At 43.7% G+C, this 18,908-nt stretch carries 17 protein-coding genes; 1 reads left to right on the plus strand and 16 read right to left on the minus strand.

The genetic code is table 11. From position 1 onward, the window contains the following. Positions 1-84 precede the first annotated feature (84 nt). The 7 genes from DXB91_RS03290 to DXB91_RS03320 form a co-directional block, all read right to left on the minus strand. On the minus strand, positions 85-501 hold the full coding sequence (locus tag DXB91_RS03290; protein WP_022216316.1) for a hypothetical protein: 417 nt from the start codon (positions 499-501) through the stop codon (positions 85-87). 119 nt (positions 502-620) lie between these two features. Beyond that, positions 621-890 (minus strand): hypothetical protein, encoded by a 270-nt coding sequence (locus tag DXB91_RS03295; RefSeq protein WP_022216317.1) that lies wholly within the window; start codon positions 888-890, stop codon positions 621-623. After that, positions 887-1,333 (minus strand): hypothetical protein, encoded by a 447-nt coding sequence (locus DXB91_RS03300; protein WP_004853452.1) that lies wholly within the window; start codon positions 1,331-1,333, stop codon positions 887-889. The genes DXB91_RS03295 and DXB91_RS03300 overlap by 4 nt, the downstream gene beginning before the upstream one ends. A gap of 45 nt (positions 1,334-1,378) precedes the next feature. Beyond that, positions 1,379-2,005: an alpha/beta fold hydrolase gene (locus tag DXB91_RS03305; protein ID WP_004853450.1), complete on the minus strand. Its 627-nt coding sequence runs from the start codon at positions 2,003-2,005 to the stop codon at positions 1,379-1,381. A 36-nt stretch (positions 2,006-2,041) separates the two neighbouring features. Further along, the gene (locus DXB91_RS03310; RefSeq protein WP_055145633.1) at positions 2,042-2,503 is read right to left on the minus strand and encodes an NUDIX hydrolase; all 462 of its coding nucleotides are present in this window, start codon (positions 2,501-2,503) and stop codon (positions 2,042-2,044) included. Positions 2,504-2,524: 21 nt separating this feature from the next. After that, positions 2,525-3,448 carry a DMT family transporter gene (locus DXB91_RS03315; RefSeq protein ID WP_118016807.1) on the minus strand — a complete coding sequence of 308 codons (924 nt, stop codon included), beginning with the start codon at positions 3,446-3,448 and terminating at the stop codon, positions 2,525-2,527. A gap of 53 nt (positions 3,449-3,501) precedes the next feature. Then, positions 3,502-4,275 carry a hypothetical protein gene (locus DXB91_RS03320; RefSeq protein ID WP_055272442.1) on the minus strand — a complete coding sequence of 258 codons (774 nt, stop codon included), beginning with the start codon at positions 4,273-4,275 and terminating at the stop codon, positions 3,502-3,504. Between the two features lie 193 nt (positions 4,276-4,468). Here DXB91_RS03320 and DXB91_RS03325 point away from each other — a divergent pair, with 193 nt between their 5' ends. Beyond that, entirely contained in the window at positions 4,469-5,170 is a 702-nt protein-coding gene (locus DXB91_RS03325) for a DUF6796 family protein (RefSeq protein WP_004851544.1), read from the plus strand. 97 nt (positions 5,171-5,267) lie between these two features. Here DXB91_RS03325 and DXB91_RS03330 read toward each other — a convergent pair whose 3' ends face one another. The 9 genes from DXB91_RS03330 to DXB91_RS03375 all read right to left on the minus strand — a co-directional run bounded on the left by DXB91_RS03330 (position 5,268) and on the right by DXB91_RS03375 (position 18,844). Next, a complete protein-coding gene (locus tag DXB91_RS03330) occupies positions 5,268-7,232 on the minus strand; it encodes an oleate hydratase (protein WP_118016808.1) in 1,965 nt (654 codons plus the stop codon). Positions 7,233-7,516: 284 nt separating this feature from the next. Continuing rightward, complete coding sequence (locus DXB91_RS03335; protein WP_118016809.1) at positions 7,517-9,367, minus strand: GGDEF domain-containing protein; 1,851 nt, start codon at positions 9,365-9,367, stop codon at positions 7,517-7,519. Positions 9,368-9,428: 61 nt separating this feature from the next. Next, positions 9,429-9,989 carry a TetR/AcrR family transcriptional regulator gene (locus DXB91_RS03340; protein ID WP_118016810.1) on the minus strand — a complete coding sequence of 187 codons (561 nt, stop codon included), beginning with the start codon at positions 9,987-9,989 and terminating at the stop codon, positions 9,429-9,431. A 121-nt stretch (positions 9,990-10,110) separates the two neighbouring features. Then, positions 10,111-12,600 carry a cation-translocating P-type ATPase gene (locus tag DXB91_RS03345; protein WP_199414257.1) on the minus strand — a complete coding sequence of 830 codons (2,490 nt, stop codon included), beginning with the start codon at positions 12,598-12,600 and terminating at the stop codon, positions 10,111-10,113. A 330-nt stretch (positions 12,601-12,930) separates the two neighbouring features. Next, positions 12,931-13,731 (minus strand): SDR family NAD(P)-dependent oxidoreductase, encoded by an 801-nt coding sequence (locus DXB91_RS03350; RefSeq protein WP_004851555.1) that lies wholly within the window; start codon positions 13,729-13,731, stop codon positions 12,931-12,933. Positions 13,732-14,110: 379 nt separating this feature from the next. After that, positions 14,111-14,809, minus strand: coding sequence for an HAD family hydrolase (locus DXB91_RS03360; RefSeq protein ID WP_118016811.1), 699 nt, complete (start codon positions 14,807-14,809; stop codon positions 14,111-14,113). Positions 14,810-14,811: 2 nt separating this feature from the next. Next, positions 14,812-16,521: an extracellular solute-binding protein gene (locus DXB91_RS03365; protein WP_118016812.1), complete on the minus strand. Its 1,710-nt coding sequence runs from the start codon at positions 16,519-16,521 to the stop codon at positions 14,812-14,814. Between the two features lie 50 nt (positions 16,522-16,571). Beyond that, the gene (locus DXB91_RS03370) at positions 16,572-17,450 is read right to left on the minus strand and encodes a sugar ABC transporter permease (RefSeq protein WP_117550505.1); all 879 of its coding nucleotides are present in this window, start codon (positions 17,448-17,450) and stop codon (positions 16,572-16,574) included. Further along, the gene (locus tag DXB91_RS03375) at positions 17,450-18,844 is read right to left on the minus strand and encodes a carbohydrate ABC transporter permease (RefSeq protein WP_118016813.1); all 1,395 of its coding nucleotides are present in this window, start codon (positions 18,842-18,844) and stop codon (positions 17,450-17,452) included. Before DXB91_RS03375 ends, DXB91_RS03370 begins: the two co-directional genes overlap by 1 nt. Positions 18,845-18,908: the final 64 nt, after the last annotated feature.

The following is an 18,908-nucleotide window of genomic DNA, read 5'->3' on the forward strand; positions in this document are numbered from 1 at the left end:
TGATTTAATAATTTCCAGCTAATCTATGGTTGACTTTTCATAGCTGGTCTCCTAATAACCCATGTGAAACTTCCGATTTTCACGTTAGGTTTCATCCAAATATATTTCTATTTTGCTGAATACCTTATCTTTACAGAAATCAAACTCAGGAGTCTTTTTGATATAGCTGAATATATCTTCTTCAATATCCTCATTCCATATAGTTCGTTGAAAATCTTTATTTTCTTCCGTTGGAATATATAACACATCCACATGAATTTGATAATACTCTTCCTCATCATTAGGAAATTGTCTAACCAAAGAAAAGTTAAACATAGGTTTTCCTGTAAAAGAATAGGTTCCTGTTTCAAATAAAATCATATCTTCTTTAAGTGGCATATTACACATCTCTTCGAACACGCTTACTATGTGTTCCAGGCTAGAATTATCTGAAATGCTATTTTGCAAATATCCTAATAAACTTTCCTTTGATATCTTCTTAAATCTATCAAATAATCCCATTTGAACCCTCCTGTAATTTGTACTTATAGGCTCAGCATAAGCTCCCAATATCATGTGTGATATATTATTACAACCAAACTCTAACCCATGTTGTAATATCGTTCTGATTCCATAAAAGACTAAATAACCGCCTTGCCTATTTCCTCAGCATCTGCATCAGCAAATAATATAAATTCTTTGATGATTTCATCATATGTATATTGTCTTTTATGTGATTTTTTCATCGAATGTATTATATACTGATTATCTTCAGTGATTTTAACACGAACATAATGATTATTTTTCCAAAAAGATACTCGGCTTCTATATTTCGTATTTTTCTTCCATGCAGCATTTTCTTTTCGCTCATTAGGCGTCAGCGAAGATAAAGGACTGTTGACCAATATCATTTTGCGTTCTTATACGAAAGCAAAATATGGCTTGGCGCAAACAATATTGCTGCGATAAGCAACAGAATTGATCTGCTCATAATTCCACTAAACAAGAACAAAACTGAGGGAATAACAGATAGCGCCAGTGCTCTGAATATGCTGCTCTTCTTAAAGCAAATTATCCAAATTGCACAATACAACACTACTAATATCGCGTCCACAATAAGGTATATGGCAAATGCTTCGTCAGACCACCACCCGAACCATGTTCCAGGAATGTTAATTATCATAAAACCAAAGCAGCCAAACCTTCCTATCTGTTCTGCAACCTCAACAAATTTATTGCTCCATTTGTTTTGAAATCCCTCTTTGCATCTAACTGCAAAAATAATATTGGGTATCATAATAACTGCAATCATTATCAGTCCGAATATATTTAACCAGTCCATAACTTTCTCCATAAATTCACATCACCACATGCCCTTGTCTGGACGCACCACTGAATTTTATCTGATATTATCATAAAATCTCTGCAACACGATCGCCAACTCTTCCGGAGCTTCTATGTTTGCTTCATGACCTGTTTTCGCAAGTTCATGGAAACAGGCGTTGTTAAAATATTGGCAAAGTTCTTTTGAAGTTTTTTTGTTTGCAGCGTCCTTTTCCCCACAAATGAGCAATACCGGACAAGACACCTTATGCAGGGAGTCACTGAAATCCAATTCAGCCATCGTCCCGCACAGGCTGATAACATCCGCTTTTTTGAAACCCATTTTACTGAATGCCGAATTCGGCATAAGATGAAACAACATATTCTGAACTTTCAATAATTTTTGAGGCATTTTATACTGTGCTGCAATTAATACGAGCGACTTTACTTTATCTGGGTGGTCTATCGCATAATTAAGTGCCAAAACAGCGCCTAGAGAAAGCCCACATAAGACAATTTCATCGTTCACCTTGTCACATTCTGATGAGAATGCCGAATATAATTCCTTATATGTAGCAGATTTTCCTTCTAACATCTCTGCCAAACTTAATTTGACACTACTTTCCGATACCTTCGTTTCTTTTATTACTCTATTCCAACTGTCTGGCTTTTGTCCTAGTCCATGCAAATATAAATACTTCATATATTGTTGCTCCTCCTCATGTGGGGACGTTCCTTCTCAATAGAATTCCAGCCTGTGCTCCACCAGCTCACTTCCCTCATATACGAGCTTGAGTGAGAAAAATCTCTCCTCCCCTTCAAGCAACAGCTTCAGAAATATCGCATCCCCGCTCCACGTCGGAAGTGTTGGCACGATCTCTTTATCTATCCATTGAAGATCACCCTCATCGCATATCTGGACATCCCCCTCAAATCCATCTGCGGTGAACAGGCACATAAGCTCATTCTCGCACTCATTGCTTATAAATGTCACCAGACCTCTGAATCGATATGATGTAAGCGTAAGTCCCGTCTCCTCCTTTATCTCCCTCAGAAGGCAGTCTTCAGGACTCTCACCCTCCTCGGCATGTCCACCCACACCGATCCATTTGCCCTTATTGATGTCCTTCTCCTTCTTTGTCCTGTGGAGCATCAGGTATCTTCCATCTTTCTCTATGTAACAAAGTGTTGTCATCTTCATATTAACCTCCCAGGAACGTCCCTACTTATTCACTATGTATATTCCTGCGCACACCAAAACCAGCGACACCAGGCTTATCGGACCAAGCGCCTGCGCGCCCTCGCGGAGCAGCCATGCCGACAGTATCACGCCGAACACCGGATTCATAAATCCAAATACTGCAACCCTTGATATAGGATTATACTTGAGCAGCATTCCCCACAGAGAATATGCCACCGCCGATACAAGAGCCAGATATATGAGCATCAAAACTCCACCTGTGGATACGGTGCTGAGTCTGCCTCCCATGGCAAAACCGGCAGCCGACAGAATAATTCCGCCAACTATAAACTGGTAGCCACTGAGCATAACCGGATTGTGTTTTACCGAATATCGCTTCAGGAACACCGATGAAAATGCATAAGCCACTGTCGACAGAAATATCGCACCCTCACCTGACAAGCTCATATGGAAATTCATTCCATTCATGTTTATAAGTACAACTCCCGCAAATCCAACCAGACAGCCAAGCATCTTCTTTGCAGTGACATTTTCCTGATGGAATATGAATCCTGACACTATGATGGCAACGAATACATTTACTGCCTCTATGATGGACGCCTTGACTCCGCTTGTATGTGCGAGACCTATATAAAAGAACAGGTATTGTATGACTGTCTGCAACATCGCCAGCCACGCTATCTTGCCGGCGCAGCCCTTCTCCGGCCTGATGAATCTTCCTTCCAGCAGACTTCCAAATATCACGGCAAGAATACCCGCCAGCACGAATCGCATACCTGCGAACAGTATCTGTGACGATGTATCCGCACTCTCTATATTCCACAGTCCATAACCTATCTTTATACACGGAAATGCACTTCCCCACAGCAGGCAGCACAGCATGGCACCGAGCCACACAACACTGGTCTTCTGCATCCATTTGTCGTTTATCTCTATCTTTTTCATATTTACTTCTCTCTCGTGTCTTTTATATCATAGACTAACAACATTATATACGATTATAACTGCCAGTCTATATTCTTTGCATTCTCAGCAAGCAGCAACCTGGTCGCAAGCTCTTCATCATCCAGTTCTACATAGTCACCATTTGCATAATATCTCCACTCGGCTGTCATCTTTTTCCCTGTAAAGTTCGTCTCCCTTATGACCCAGAACTGTTTTGGAGACAATCTCTCCTGATTATTTTTCATCAACGTATAGCACTCTGTGTACTTGCAATTCTTTACTAGTTCCTTGACATCCATAAATGTCTCACGATTCTGAACCTGACATATAAGCAGACTGCAATTCATCTTTGGTTTTCTCTGTACCCTCTCAATGGATATATCAAACCATGAACACAGTATCATATATATCAATATGTATACAAACAAATATGCTATGGAAAATACGACATCACCTTTATCGCCAATAATCTTGTATAGGAACCATTTATTAAAATAGAACAGGATCACGCCAGTCAGAAATGAACATAAGATCAGATCTGTGAACCACTGGCCGGCTATGATCAGCCCATGTGTGTTACGTGAATCTGATAAAAAGCGCAGTATCCATAGAATCAACAGTGTGCCAACCGCCAACACAAGAGCCGCTATGCCAAGATGCACACCTGAGTCAAATATCCAATGCCAGTTAAGCGGCAATTTTATATGTTTTATATCTTGCAAGAGGTACTGCACATCAGGATTCCACACCGTATTGCCCCAATATATGAATCCCCATACTGCACCTATCACAAATAACAAAATCTCCTTTTTCCATCTTCCCCTCATAATGTACCTCCATTCTTAAGCATCTTTTATTGTATATATATGGAAAGTATATTTTTATACACGAAAAAAGTCAATTTTCTTTCCCCATTGGCGCGACTTGTTTTTGGCAAATATTTCTTCAATTATCTCCTCGTATATGATATGCTCTAGTTAGTTTATGCTAACCATATAGATTATTTACAAGGGGGATTACATGGAACAGAAAGAAAAAATTAAATACCAAAGGAACTGCCTGCTGGGCGCGCTCGGCGCAGCGCTCCTGATCGTGGGGGATCTGTGTATCAGCATAGTACCCGCATCACCCGCGGACAAAGGACTTTATGTGAGGGGGGCATATCTGAACGGGGATTTCCAGCTGTGGAGAGTGGCTCTGCTGCTTGTGACAGGTCTTGTCGGTATGTTCTTCTATGCATTTGGCATAGACGCCATATCGGAGCAGATACTTCCCAAGTACCGCAAGACGAGGGCACTCGTCAAATACGCAGGGCTCATGTATGTCGCGTCCGCCGCGACACTGCATTTTCTCGTGGGAACACTCGCTTACTGGGTAACCTATCTGTCTGAACACATTGGAAGAGAACAGGCCATCGCATATGTTGACGACTACTACAATCTGCTCTTTCCAGCCGTCAGCATAGTGTACATACCTACGGCACTGCTCATGCTCACAAGTCTTATATCGCTGCTGGCAGGCAGAACTGTCATGAAGAGGAGCATGATCGTATTTCACATCATCACATGGCAGCTTATATTTGTGCTCATTCCTGACATCAGACAGGCCATGGGCGCCGACATATCCACACTGGATTATGTATTCAGTCAGGCATCAGGAAACACCGCCTGCCTCATCTGGCTAGTTGCCAGCTTTGTATATTCTAAAAGAAACAGCAATTAACAACCGTCTCCAAACTAATTCAAACATATAAAAAGTTCCATGCATCTGCACCGTGCAGACACATGGAATTTTCTTATTACTCTATATTAACTTCAACCTACAGCATCCCCTCTTTGATGATGTCGTGGTCTCTCAGTACCTTTTCGATCACCGTGCCCTGAATCTTCCTAAGTATAGGTCTCTTGAGCTTGTTCAGTGGTCCGAGATTTATCTCAAGCGGAGATTTGCCATCCATGAGCTTCACGCTGCTGTCCAGCAGTTCACGGATATCGTACACACTTCCCCACACCTCTGGAACACCTCTGTCCACACCGAGGAGTCCATACACAGCCTCCATAGCAGTTCTCACTGAATACTCTGTGGTGAACACTGTGTCGCGAGGAGTGTCGGCGAACTGTCCGAGGAATGCAAAGTTGGTGCATCCGTCCGGAATTACGTCTGGTCTGTCGCCCTTTGCTCTAGGCATGAAGAACGCGGTGATATATGGCATCATAGTTGGCACACAGACTGCGCTGTTTGTGGCCAGCTCCTCGATCTCCTCTTCTGGCACACCCAGATGGTAGAGCCACTCCTCTGTGATCTCCTTACCGGTACAATCCTTCATAGGTTTCTTGATATAATCGCCCGGAACATCTGTGAACAGGCCATATACCCATACACACACCTTATCCTTGTCCTGGCTCTTGAACTGTCCCTGTCTGTTGATGGTCCAGCTCATCAGCCAGCTTGAATCCTGACAGCTCACGATACCACCAGTGACAACCTTTCCTGTTCTCGGATCACGCTTGCAGATATCTACGATGTATGGGATGATCTTGTCGTCAAGCGTTGTTACTGTGGCTGACTCCCAGTTTGTCTTAGATATATCAGAGCAGAACTTCTCAGGATGTCCAAATGAAGGATCCTGTGCAGCTATGTTCTTCCACAGACTCCAGCAGCCGCTTGTTCTCACCTCTGCGTCACCATTTGGCGCATGATTCTGATCACCGTAGATAGTTCCCTCCGTGCAGCTTCCATTTGTGACAAATACAAGATCGTTCTCAGTGAGCGGGATCCCCTTCTCAGTTCCGTTTACCCTGCACTCGATGGTCTTTGCTATCTTCTTGCCATCTCTCATGTCAAATATGACATTTGTGACCTCTGTGTTGTACTGGAATGTCACGCCCGCCGCCTCAAGATACTTCACCATCGGAAGGATCAGCGACTCATACTGGTTGTACTTTGTGAACTTGAGGGCCGAGAAATCTGGAAGTCCTGAGATGTGATGTATGAATCTCTGGAAGTAAAGTTTCATCTCCAGCGCGCTGTGCCAGTTCTCAAATGCGAACATCGTCCTCCAGTACAGCCAGAATGTTGAATCAAATACCTCATCGTCAAATACATCCTCTATCGTCTTGTCATACAGATCCTCATCCTTTGTCATGAAGAGCTTCATGATTTCCATACAGCCCTTCTGGCTCAGATTGAATTTGCCATCTGTGTGGGCATCCTTGCCTCTGTTCACTGTTGCTCTGCACAGTGAGTAATTTGGATCCTCCTTGTTCAGCCAGTAATACTCGTCAAGAACCGATGCCCCTGGTGTCTCTATGGAAGGTATACTTCTGAACAGATCCCACAGGCACTCGAAATGGTTCTCCATCTCACGTCCACCTCTCATGACGTAGCCTCTGGCAGGATCAAATATTCCATCGCACGCACCGCCCGCTATATCCATGGCCTCAAGAATATGGATATGTGAGCCCGGCATCTGTCCGTCACGTACAAGGAAGCAAGCTGCTGCCAGTGATGCAAGACCACTTCCCACTATATATGCGTTCTTGTCATCCACACCCTCTGGCTTTCTCGGTCTGGCAAATGCCTCGTAGTTACCATTTGTATAATAGATTCCCTTCCTGTTCTTCTCATGCTTTCCGCGCTCCGTATTGCGGTACTCAGCATGTTCAGCCGCAGCCTTATCCTTCTGAACTTTTGCCTTATTATGATTTTTAACTGTGAGAGCTGCTGCTCCTGCGCCGGCTGCTGCCACCGCTGCTATCCCGATTCCCAATTTCTTCTTTGACATAAGCAATTCTCCTTTCTTGTATCGCCCCCTCCCTTGCGGTCGGTGGCAGTTCGTCGGTGCATTCCAATATGTGCCCGCAGGGCACATAGCACCTCCTCTTTCACATCAAAATATAAACTTGACAGCTACGAATTTGATCTGTCGCATATAATATATTTGTCTATTTCTATCTCATGCCCCTATAATAGCTTACCCAATTTTTATTTCATATTTACAAAAAAAGTGGAATGATAAAAATTTTATCATTCCACTCATTTTGTATAAATCTATATTGCATATGTACTCTAGCGATACCTTCTATCGACGCCCTCCTGCCTGTAATATGCCGCCTTGTTCTCGTACATTCTCTCATCTGCAGCCTTGACCATCTCGTCAAATGACTCCCAGTCCTTCTCATCACTTGACACATAGCCACATGATATCGATACGGATTTCACCAGCTGTCCAGACCATCCACGCACAACGTCATCAAACTCCTGCTGCACTCTCTTCAGCCTTCTGGTATTTACAAAGATGATGGCTGCAAATTCATCACCGCCCATCCTGTACACCTTACCATAGTTTCCAAAACACTGCTCCATACACTCGGCAGCACCCTGAAGCAGTTCATCTCCAGCCGCATGTCCCAGGGTATCATTCACTGGCTTAAGCCCATTTACATCCATGGACACATACACATATACAGAATCTCCCGGCAGCTCCCTGACATCATCTATATATGCACTCCTGTTATAACATTTTGTGAGCTCATCTGTATAAGACCTTCTTATCAGCTTCTGCTCCCGTTTCTTATCTTCATCTATGTTTCTGGTGGTAAATATGACTTTTAAAGGACGTCCGTCCTCGTCAACATCTATCGATATAAATGACAGTCTGAACCATCCAAGATCCTTCACCATGAACTCACCTGATACAATCTTTTTCTTGATCAGCCTGTCCCCAAGACTATCAAGATCCATGAATTTCTGGGCACTTGCCTGATGTTCATCCACAACCACCTTATGAACGATCTTCCTCATAAGTTCCTTCGCCCCTGCTGCCCGCTCACCAGCCCTCAATATCAGGTCTCCTGCGGTATAGAGTGCAAATGTATCATGTTGAAGATCAAGCATATGCATGCTGTAATACATCCCCGACATGGATGTCAATATTGACAGCTGTTCATTTCTCTCCCGGTTCGCACGGATCACCTTCATCACCATGTTTACCACCAGGCCGGCGGCAAAACACAGATACAGTGCCATGATAACCATGATTGCCATATTACTCCGGCTATTCACATCCATTCTATATATGACCCCGATCACATACTCTCCGGATCTTCGGAATACACATCTGTTTCTAAATCCATTAATCCTTCTTATGCCTGTAAAACTGTCTTCATCGTCCGGCAGCATATCATCAGTCACCGAAATGCCGATCTCATCAAGAGTAAGCCCTACTACCGGTTCATATGAACATCCATATATTTCTCCCGATTCGCCATCTGCCACTACAACACTCAGTCCATCATACATAGGCATATTGGCAACCACCGTGGATATCTCATTCTGTTTTACTTCATTCAGAAGTCTTCTCGGCTCGATTCCAACCTGTATCATCTTGGTTCCATCGTCGTTCCATGTTATTGCATACATCATCTTCTTACCATTTGATGTGTTCGGAGTGACATCCTGACACATGGTAAGATTCTTGTCATCAAGCATCGGCTTGAAATACGCCATCTGCTCCCCGGAATCAAAGCTATATCCAAAATATTCGGGATTGGTACCAGCATATATCACGCCATCCGTATTAAACAAATGCACCTCATCAACAGATATAAGTGCAGCAATCTTGCGGAGCTCATCCACATCATTTGCCACCTCAGGCTTTGCATCAACTATATACGCCACAGCCTTAGCCCTGACCATATAATCTTCCTTGAGGGAGTCTATCAGATCTTCCTCACTTGCCTTATTCTTCTCAATTACATTGCTGACCTGATCCAGCAGCACCTGCGAGGTCCTGTCAAAACTCCTGTTATTGATAAAGCTCAGTATGACCGCCTGGATGACCATCGCAACCAGCACGATCCCCCCTGTTATCAATATTATCCCTGGCAATCTCTTTTTCATATCTGATGTTTGACTCATAAGCGCTCTCCCCGCATATCTCACAGTAATAGATTCCTTTATCCTGATCCGTCCTCTGCTTTTACATCTCGCTTTCAAAGTTATGAATGGAATTTGCTATATTTCCACGAAGCGTGGTGCTAAGCTGCTCCACTATTTTATGATAGTCGTCCTTCATCCCCTTGTCTACCCAGTCAAGCATAATCCCCACAAATCCATACTTGTAAAAGTCTGCTATGAACTGCTTATCAGCCTCCGAGAGGTTATCCCCTTCGCATTTCTCTTCTACTACATCCGCTATGAGCTGATACGACAGCTTATACAGATAGTTTTCTATCTTAGCCTTATCCACCGACCTGTATATATTTGCGATAAATGGCTTGTTCTCCAGCACAGCCTCAAACACCTGTATCATGCCCTCCTGCCAGGTATCGTAGGTCTTCTTATCCTTCAGTGCCTGCTTGCCATCCTCTATGCACACCCACTCGGCAAGCTCATATATATCCTGAAAATGATAATAGAATGTCATCCTGCTTATCCCGCAGTCTCCGGTGAGATCCGCTATCGTTATCTTGTCAAATGGCTTGTCCTTAAGAAGCTTTTTCAGAGATACCTCAAGTGCTTTTTTAGTTGAATTTGCCATGCTTACCTCCTGTTATCCAAGTTGTACATATCATCCTTATAAACAAACATACTCATAAAAAACAATATTGCTTCTTATGAGTATATCTTTATGTTTATTATATTCTTTTTTCGACAATTCTCTACTTAAAAATGTTATATTTCCTTATCTTTCTTCTGATCTTACGTCTGTTCTTCTCGTCTCCAAAGAAGCTGCTGAGCTTTTCAACAAACAATGTCAAATACCTGAACATAGATTCCGCCGCAAATGCAAATACAACCATGAGCAGGAAACATATGTTGGATATCGACTCTATGGCAAACAGCCTGCCGAGGAAAAGGCCACAGAACAGCAGTCCGATTATGTTGATAAGAAGTACACCATACTTCATCTTGTTGAACGGATGGCTGATCTTGATTATTATCATGAATCCGACAACCGCAAGAAGCATTGTGCCGGCTGTGGCTATGTCCTCACTCGGGAGGTTGAAGACCTGTCCGCAGATTACAAGTGCTCCGACCGACAACACATCCGTGAGTCCTGCAGGCAATGCTTTTAACATGACATTTACCATAAAGTTTCCCTCTATACGATTCCTGTTCGGCTCAAGTGCCAGCAGGAATCCCGGCAATCCTATGGTGAACATGCTTATGAGCGATATCTGTGATGGCTCCAGCGGATATGTGATTGCAAATATCGCTGAGAATATGGCCATCAGCAGTGAGAATATATTCTTAACAAGGAAGAGGCTTGCTGATCTCTGTATATTGTTGACCACCTGTCTTCCCTCAAACACCACATATGGCATACGTCCGAAATCCGAATCCAGAAGCACCGTCTGTGCCGCCTGCGCAGCCGCTTCACTTCCAGATGCCATTGCAATACTGCAATCAGCATCCTTCATTGCGAGTATATCATTTACACCATCACCAGTCATGGCAACCGTGTGTTTCTGTTTCTGGAGCGCCCTGACTATGAGCTGCTTCTGTTTAGGCGTAACTCTTCCAAATACTGTATATTTATCCACAGCCTCAGTTATATCCTTCTCAGACGCCAAAGTGGAAGCATCCACATAGTTCTCCGCTCCATCTATGCCTGCCCGCTTTGCCACCTCTGATACTGTGGCAGGGTTATCTCCGGATATGACTTTTATGGCAACGCCCTGCTCTTTGAAATATGTAAATGTGCTCTCTGCATTTTCCCTTATTGGATTTGAAAGCACTATATAACCAATAGGAGATATGCCTCCTAATGGTCTTACCGAACCAATAGAATCCTCTCCTGACTCCGCCATAAGAAGGACTCTGTATCCCTTGCTCTGGTACTCCTCTATCTCTTCGGATATCTCCTCATACCTATCCTTCATTATAAACTCCGGAGCACCAAGCATATAGTCTCCCTCGACAAATGACACCTTACTGTATTTGTTCGCCGATGTGAAAGGCTGTGTCTTGAGCAGTGTCCTGCTGCCCTTCTCTATCTCATTCTTAGCCACATAGGCTCTGATTGCCTCCATTGTGGCATTGTTGTCCTCAATGACCGCCGAGTAATCCGCCAACAAGTGCGCAAATGCTCTCTTGTCCATCTCGGCATCGCCGCATCTGCCGCTTATCACCAGCTCTGTAACCTGCATACCCGGCTCAGTGATGGTTCCGGTCTTATCCACACAGAGTACATCGACTCTCGCGAGTGTCTCTATACTCTTCATGTCATGCAGTAACACTTGTTTCTTCGCAAGTCTTATTGTGCTGAGCGCAAGCGCAACAGTTGTGAGCAGATAAAGTCCTTCAGGGATCATTCCGAGAACCGCCGCAACCATCGATACAACACTCTTCTTGAATGTCTCTCCATTCATGATATACGCCTGGCAGAACAATATGATTCCCACTGGTATGATGATGATTCCAACCCATTTTACAAGCTTGTTGATGTACCTGATCATCTCTGACTGTTCGCCGTCACCCATGGCCTTCGCCTGGGCTGTGAGCTGTGATATGTATGACTCATTGCCCACCTTGTCAAGCTTGGCATAGCACTGTCCGGACACCACAAAGCTTCCGGACATGAGTCGATCACCTGATTTCTTCTTGATCTCATCCGACTCACCGGTGAGCAGGGCTTCATTTACCGATATACTGCCGCTGAGCACCGTAGCGTCAGCACATATCTGATTGCCTGCCGACAGAATGATGATATCGTCCTTAACCAGTTCCTCTGATTGTATCTGCTGCTGTTCTCCGTCTCTCACAACTATCGAATGCGGCGCATTTAACATACTCATCTTGTCAAGAGTCTTTTTGGCACGCAGCTCCTGAAATATTCCTATAACCGTGTTGCCTATGATGACCGGCAGGAAAGTCAGATTCCTGAATGAGCCAACGATACATAGCAGCACCGTAAGTATGAGGAATATAAGATTGAAGTATGTGAGCAGATTGGACTTGACTATCTGCCCCACTGTCTTCTGCGTACTTATATCCGTGTGATTGGTAAGTCCCTTGTCGATCCGTTCCCTTACTTCCTCCGATGTAAGGCCAATGATCGGGACTCCCCGTGTATCCAGATTGTTTTCTGAGTTTGTATCCAAATAAAACACCTCTTCCTGTGTATATGGTCGGCAAATGTTATGCATCGAGCAGTATTTTGCACCGACTGCCCATGACATCTCATGATTTCTTTAACAAAGTTCTATTATAAGTACTCCAAGTAAGGTTATTCAAGGATGATGGCAGATATTTCATATTTTTTTAAGAAACCTTGTGTCTTATTAACGACAAGCGGACAACCATCTGTTTTGAGATATAGTTGATGACTGAGTCAGCTAAACAAAATGAGCATAACACATTTCCCATCTGGGTATTATTGTGTTACGCTCATTTTTTATGCAAGCCGCGAACCAGGCTTCGCATCTGCATCATATTCTATTATCATAGCATAAGCCATATTTGATATATTGACTGCTCTATGGTCTCTGTCCCATCGCTCCCTCAAGTGTGATCGTCTCACCACTCATGTACTTGAAATCCGGTGATGCGAGTGCCACGCACGCACGTCCAATCTCCTTCTCTACGTCTCCGAAGTGTCCCATTGGCGGCATCTTTACATTTGCCTTGAACGCGTCCGGATATGCCTTCTCGAAGTTCTCAAGCTGAGATGTCCATGCGAGAGGACATACTATATTGACATTTATTCCATCAGCTGCCCACTCTGTAGCTGCAACTCTTGTAAGGCCCCTGATGCCTTCCTTCGCTGCCGCATATGCGCACTGTCCGTAATTTCCAAAGAGGCCTGCACCTGATGCAAAGTTGATGACTGAACCCTTTGTCTCCTTCAGATATGGATAGCATGCCTGCATATAGTAAAATGCAGCGTAAAGACCTGAATATATGGCAAGGTCAAACTGTGCTGTTGTGTGATCTGCGATGGTAACGCCTGATGCAGATGCCTGCGCATTGTTGATGAGCACATCTATTCTTCCAAATTCCTTAACTGCCTGCTCCACAACGTTCTTGACGACGCTCTCGTTGTCCGCACCTGCGTTTACATCAGCCTGGACTGCAAGAACCTTGATCCCATATTTGCTCTCAAGCTCTGCCTTTGCATCCTCAAGCTTCTGGACATTACGACCTGTAAGCACCAGATTGGCACCTTCCTTGGCATATGCTGTCGCTATTCCGTATCCGATGGATCCACAGCTTCCATCGCTGAGAACTGCACGTCCGCCTCCTGTTATTATCGCTGTCTTACCTGTTAAAAACCCCATAAGTATATACTCCTTTCCTGGCCATGACTACTTTCTTCACACCGCATAGATTTCTGTCAACCATAACATATATCTATAATTTCATAGCCCATGTCTATTATTATAGCCACACGGCCGCCCCAAAACAACTCCTTCACATACCTTTAAACGAAAATATTTATGCATATCGTTCCTCAGAACACTGGTGATACAGCTTGCAGCAGTTTTATTGCTTCCTATGGTGTTTGGCATCAATGGAATCTGGTGTGCAGTGGCTGTGGCGGAGGCTGTGACCCTTGTCATAACTATCACCTTCCTTGTATGGAATTAAAAGAAATACGGATATTAAACAAAATAAGCCGGAGTATGTGATTGTTAATTATCACGCACTCCGGCATTTTTATATCGCCCTATTCACTATGTTCTTAAGTTCCGGATAGCTGGACACAGCCAGTACATCCTCGTCCGTCTTGTTCTGCAGTGACAAATACCACACTGGTGTCATTCCGGCATTTTTCGCTCCCATGACATCCTTCTTGTAGCTATCACCCACATAGATGACCTCATCGTTCTTTACGCCCAGCTTTGTAGCTATCATATCAAACATCCTGCGGTTCGGCTTTTCTATACCAGCCTCCTCGCTTGTTATCATTGCGTCAAGTCTGCCCGTAAGTCCAAGTCTGTCTATCTTCCTAAACTGGATATGCGCAGTCATATCTGTACAGATACCAATCTTTATTCCTCTGGCTTTCATATCATCTATAAACTCCAATGCCCCGGGGAATATGGATATCTTGTTCAGGAAATTGTTCCAGAAATAGTTGTACACCTGCAGGTCATATCTAAATGGTGATACCCCCAGGATCTCCAGCATCTTCTGGAAGTACAGCACCCTGTTGTGCTGCGCCGCCATATCCCAGGCAGAGAGCTGATCCTTTACCATGTCTCTGCCTTCTTCAAAGGCTTTCATCACTGTCACTTCATCTATATGAAGAAGTTCATTTGCCACATATCTCACAGTGTCTTCCACTGCCTTATCATTCTCGTGAAGGCAGTCGTATAATGTATCATCTAAATCAAATACTATTGCTCTTATCATATCTACTGACACTCCCTTCGAACTTCCTTGGTGATCGTTGTTCCACCGGTCTTGTACCAATTGTCCACAAAACTGTCAAATTCATCCAGATCAGCTTCACCTGTAACTATCTTCAGGTAAGTGTCGCTCTCCAGATTCTCAAGGTACCACCAGTCTGACACCATGGTCTCGGTCTCCCCGAAGTACAGAGATTCGACTTTATTTGTACGCGCATCATTGAGGATCTTGCACGCAGTTATACGGGATGTATATGCCGCCCAGTCCTCCGATGACGCATTGTCTTCATTCTTAAGATATGAATCACATGCTTCATAATAAGACTGTTCCAGCAGATTCAGATCATCTGGCTGCCTTACGCCAGAGAACACATGGTTCAGCTCGCCATAACATATCTGAAGTGCATTGTTGTAATCCACGTTCATCGCAAGTGGTCTTGCGGTAGGATCCACATTGAGTTTGTAGTAATCCTTTATAGCCTGATTGTCTTTATCCTCATATCTTACATAGTCAAACAGCACACTTATTATCTTGCACACTATCTCCGGGTGCTCATATCCCTTTTTGACAACCACGAAGTTGCCATACGGAACCTGAGTGTGATAACTCGTTGAGCCGTTTTCCTCTGTGGCAAGCAGATATGGTTCCCACTTTGCTGTTGGATCGGCCGCTACAGCGTCCATGAGAGGATTATTTGGAGCCCACCATGGTCCGAAGAACGAACCACACTGTCCATTCACTATGAGTTCTATTATGTTGCTGCTTGTCCGCATGAGGAAATTCTGATCCAGAATCCCTTCCTCGTACATCTCATGTATATGCTCCAGAGCCTTCTTCGCCTCCGGCTGTACAGAACCATACACAACATTTCCGTCCTCATCCTTTATCCACTGTTTTGGAAATGCCCCATATGCGGCAAATACAATGTCGAGCGTGTACTCGCTGCTATAACCACAACCGCCGCAGAGACTTGTGTCTGCCACCAGCCCTACGGTATTTCCTTCACCATTATTTCCCGGATCCTTCTCAATAAACTGCCTGATGATCTCCTCCGCATCCGAAAGTGTTCTCGGAGCCTCAAGTCCCAGCTTATCCATCCAGTCTTTTCTAAGCCATATCAGATTTGGTCCATCTGATATATTTGTCTCAGGTATGGCCATGATACGGTCATCAAATGTGACCACATCCATGATACTGCTGCCATAACTCTTATATATGTTCTTTACCGTTTCACTCATGCAGTTGTTATAACTGTCTGTGAGATCCTCGATCATGTCATTTTCCACCAGATACTGCAGCTCATCCATATCTTGGACGATCATCACATCCGGAAGATCCTTCTGTGCTATCACCATGGATACATTGTCATCATACTGATCATCAGCAGCCTCAAATATATCCTGGTTCTGCACATTTAAGATTTCATTTAATATCTGTGTGTATGCGTTATTTTCATACGTTTCTCCCTGTGGGAGATTTGAATTATTTGCACCGGACAGCTTGCCCAGGGTATAGGTGAGCTGTTCCGGATACCTTCCAAGCGGCGTTGTCTCCGCAATATGCATGGCAGACTCATATTCTGCATCTGTGGTCGCCTTAGACGGGTTGGAGGGGGTATTATTGTCCTGGCAGCCACATATTATTATAAGGGTAATTGTTAGCACACATGTTATTATTTTTTTCAGATACTTGAATTTATATCTCTCTGCTGGCATATGCTTTCCTCATTCCACTTAGGTTTTGCAAATAATTTCATATATTATCCTTAACCCTTTACGCCTCCGGACATGCTGTCCTTGTAGCACTTCTGCATTAACATAAAGAGAATGATAATCGGTACGGATATCAGCACTGCGCCAGCCGCAAATGAGTTGAACCAGTTGTACACATACTCTTTCTCGAGCATGTTCCAAAGTCCGATGGATACTGTGTAATAGTCCTTGTTGGCTCTGCATATAACCTTGGCAAACACGAAATCAATCCATGGTGCAAGGAACGAATTCAGAACCGTATAAACTATGATCGGACGGCTGAGTGGTATGATTATCCTTGTAAATGACTGCCATCTTGTAGCACCATCAAGGTATGCTGCTTCTTCCAGCGACTTTGGTATAGTATCAAAGAATCCTTTGGCGATATAGAATCCAAGTCCTGAACCGCCTGAATATACGAGTACCAGAGCAACCCTGATGAGTGAGCCTTCTGAAAGTCCCAGAACCTTAAGGATGTAATACACTGCTATCATAGCCATGAATCCCGGGAACATTCCAAGTATAAGTGCCACATTCATAAATGGCTTTCTCAGTCTGAAACGCATTCTTGACATACAGTATGAAACTGCAAGCACGAACGCTGTTGATATTATACATGAGAAAATTGCTATTATCAAAGTATTCTTGAACATCTGCATAAAGTTCAGGATACCTGTGTCTGTAAAAAGCTTTGTGTAGTTCGCCAGAGTCAAAGACTTTGGCAACAGAGTTGAAACATACTGTCCTTTCTCTCCTCTGAAGCTTATCATGATTATCCATGCGATCGGCAGTACCCAGATAACCGAAAGGATTACCAGTATGATATGAACCACGATGTCTCCCAGTGTCCATTTGCTTCTTGCTTTAATCTCATTATTATTTGATTTAGCCATTACTGAAATCCCTCCTCATCTTTATATGATGCGGTGTTGTGGTAAGTTACCAGTGACACAACAGCGAGAACTATGAATGTCATGATACCTATAACAGCACCTAAGTTATAGTACTGGTTATCAACCGTCAGCTTATAGAGCCATGTGACAAGAAGGTCTGTCTTTCCGGCAGTCTTTCCAACCGGAGTAGGCGCTCCATTTGACAGAAGGTAGATAACGTTGAAGTTATTGATATTTCCTGCAAATGTTGTTATCAGATATGGTGCTGTGACAAACAACATATAAGGAAGAGTGATCTTGAAGAAGATCTTTACCGGGCCTGCGCCGTCAACTCTCGCAGCCTCGTATATCTCCTCCGGTATGCTCTGGAGAATTCCTGTGACCTGCATGACGGTAAATGGAATTCCTATCCAGATATTGATGACAATTACCATGACTCTGGCAAGTGTTGCATTGCTCCAGAATGGAATAGCATTGTCGATTATTCCGTTATTTATAAGTAATGTATTGACGATACCATTCTGACTGAAGATAGTCCTCATCAGAAGAAGTGATACAAACTGCGGAACCGCTGCTGAGAGCATGAAAATCGCTCTCCACATACCTTTTGCCCTGGTTCCCTTTCTGTTGATCACCATTGCGAGTATCATTCCAAGGAAGTAGTTACTGAATGTGGCTGCCACAGCCCAAACAAGCGTCCAGCCAAGCACTGACCAGAATGTACTTCCTATTGCATCACTAAAGTTCAATATCTTTGCAAAATTCTTCAGTCCAACCCAGTTGAATATAACTGTATGTGAATCAAGCTTGCTGTAATTCGTAAATGCCATAAAGATCATGAAAACCAATGGCAATATCGTAAATACAACAACTCCAAGTACAGGAAGAGGAAGAAGAAAAGCATGAAGATTGCTGTCAAACAGACTCTTCACATCGTCCTTGAACTTTGGAACCTTTTTGCCTTTATCCCACAGGCAATACGCTTTGTATGCGCTCTCTATACTTACTACCCAAAGGCAGATGAATGCGAAAATTATAAACAGTGTTGCCACACCGTACAGGAGCATGAGCAGAGAGTTGTCACCCTGTGTATATTCAAATACACCCTTTGCATCATTCCAGACCTTCTGCTGTTCCTGACCACCCAGATGGAAGAGATCCACCAGGAGTGATGCTCCGTGCTTTATCATAAACCATATAAACAGTACCTCAAGTACCAGGTACGAAAATCCCTTTACAAACTGTTTTCTGACTATGCTTCCAAACCCCAAGATCAGAAATGAAATTCTGGTAGCTATGTCTCCATTTGCCGCTGCCTGTGCAACGGTATATGGGTAATCAGATCTTCGTATTTTCTTCATTTTACTTTTTTTATTTGTTATAGCCTGAGCCATCCTAACACCTCCGTCTCAAAGTAAATTATTATCTCTTCTTATTACAAGTGCCCCATCACCTGTA

Origin of the sequence: Coprococcus sp. OM06-34AC (assembly GCF_003462545.1) — a bacterium.
Lineage (GTDB): Bacteria > Bacillota > Clostridia > Lachnospirales > Lachnospiraceae > Coprococcus > Coprococcus aceti.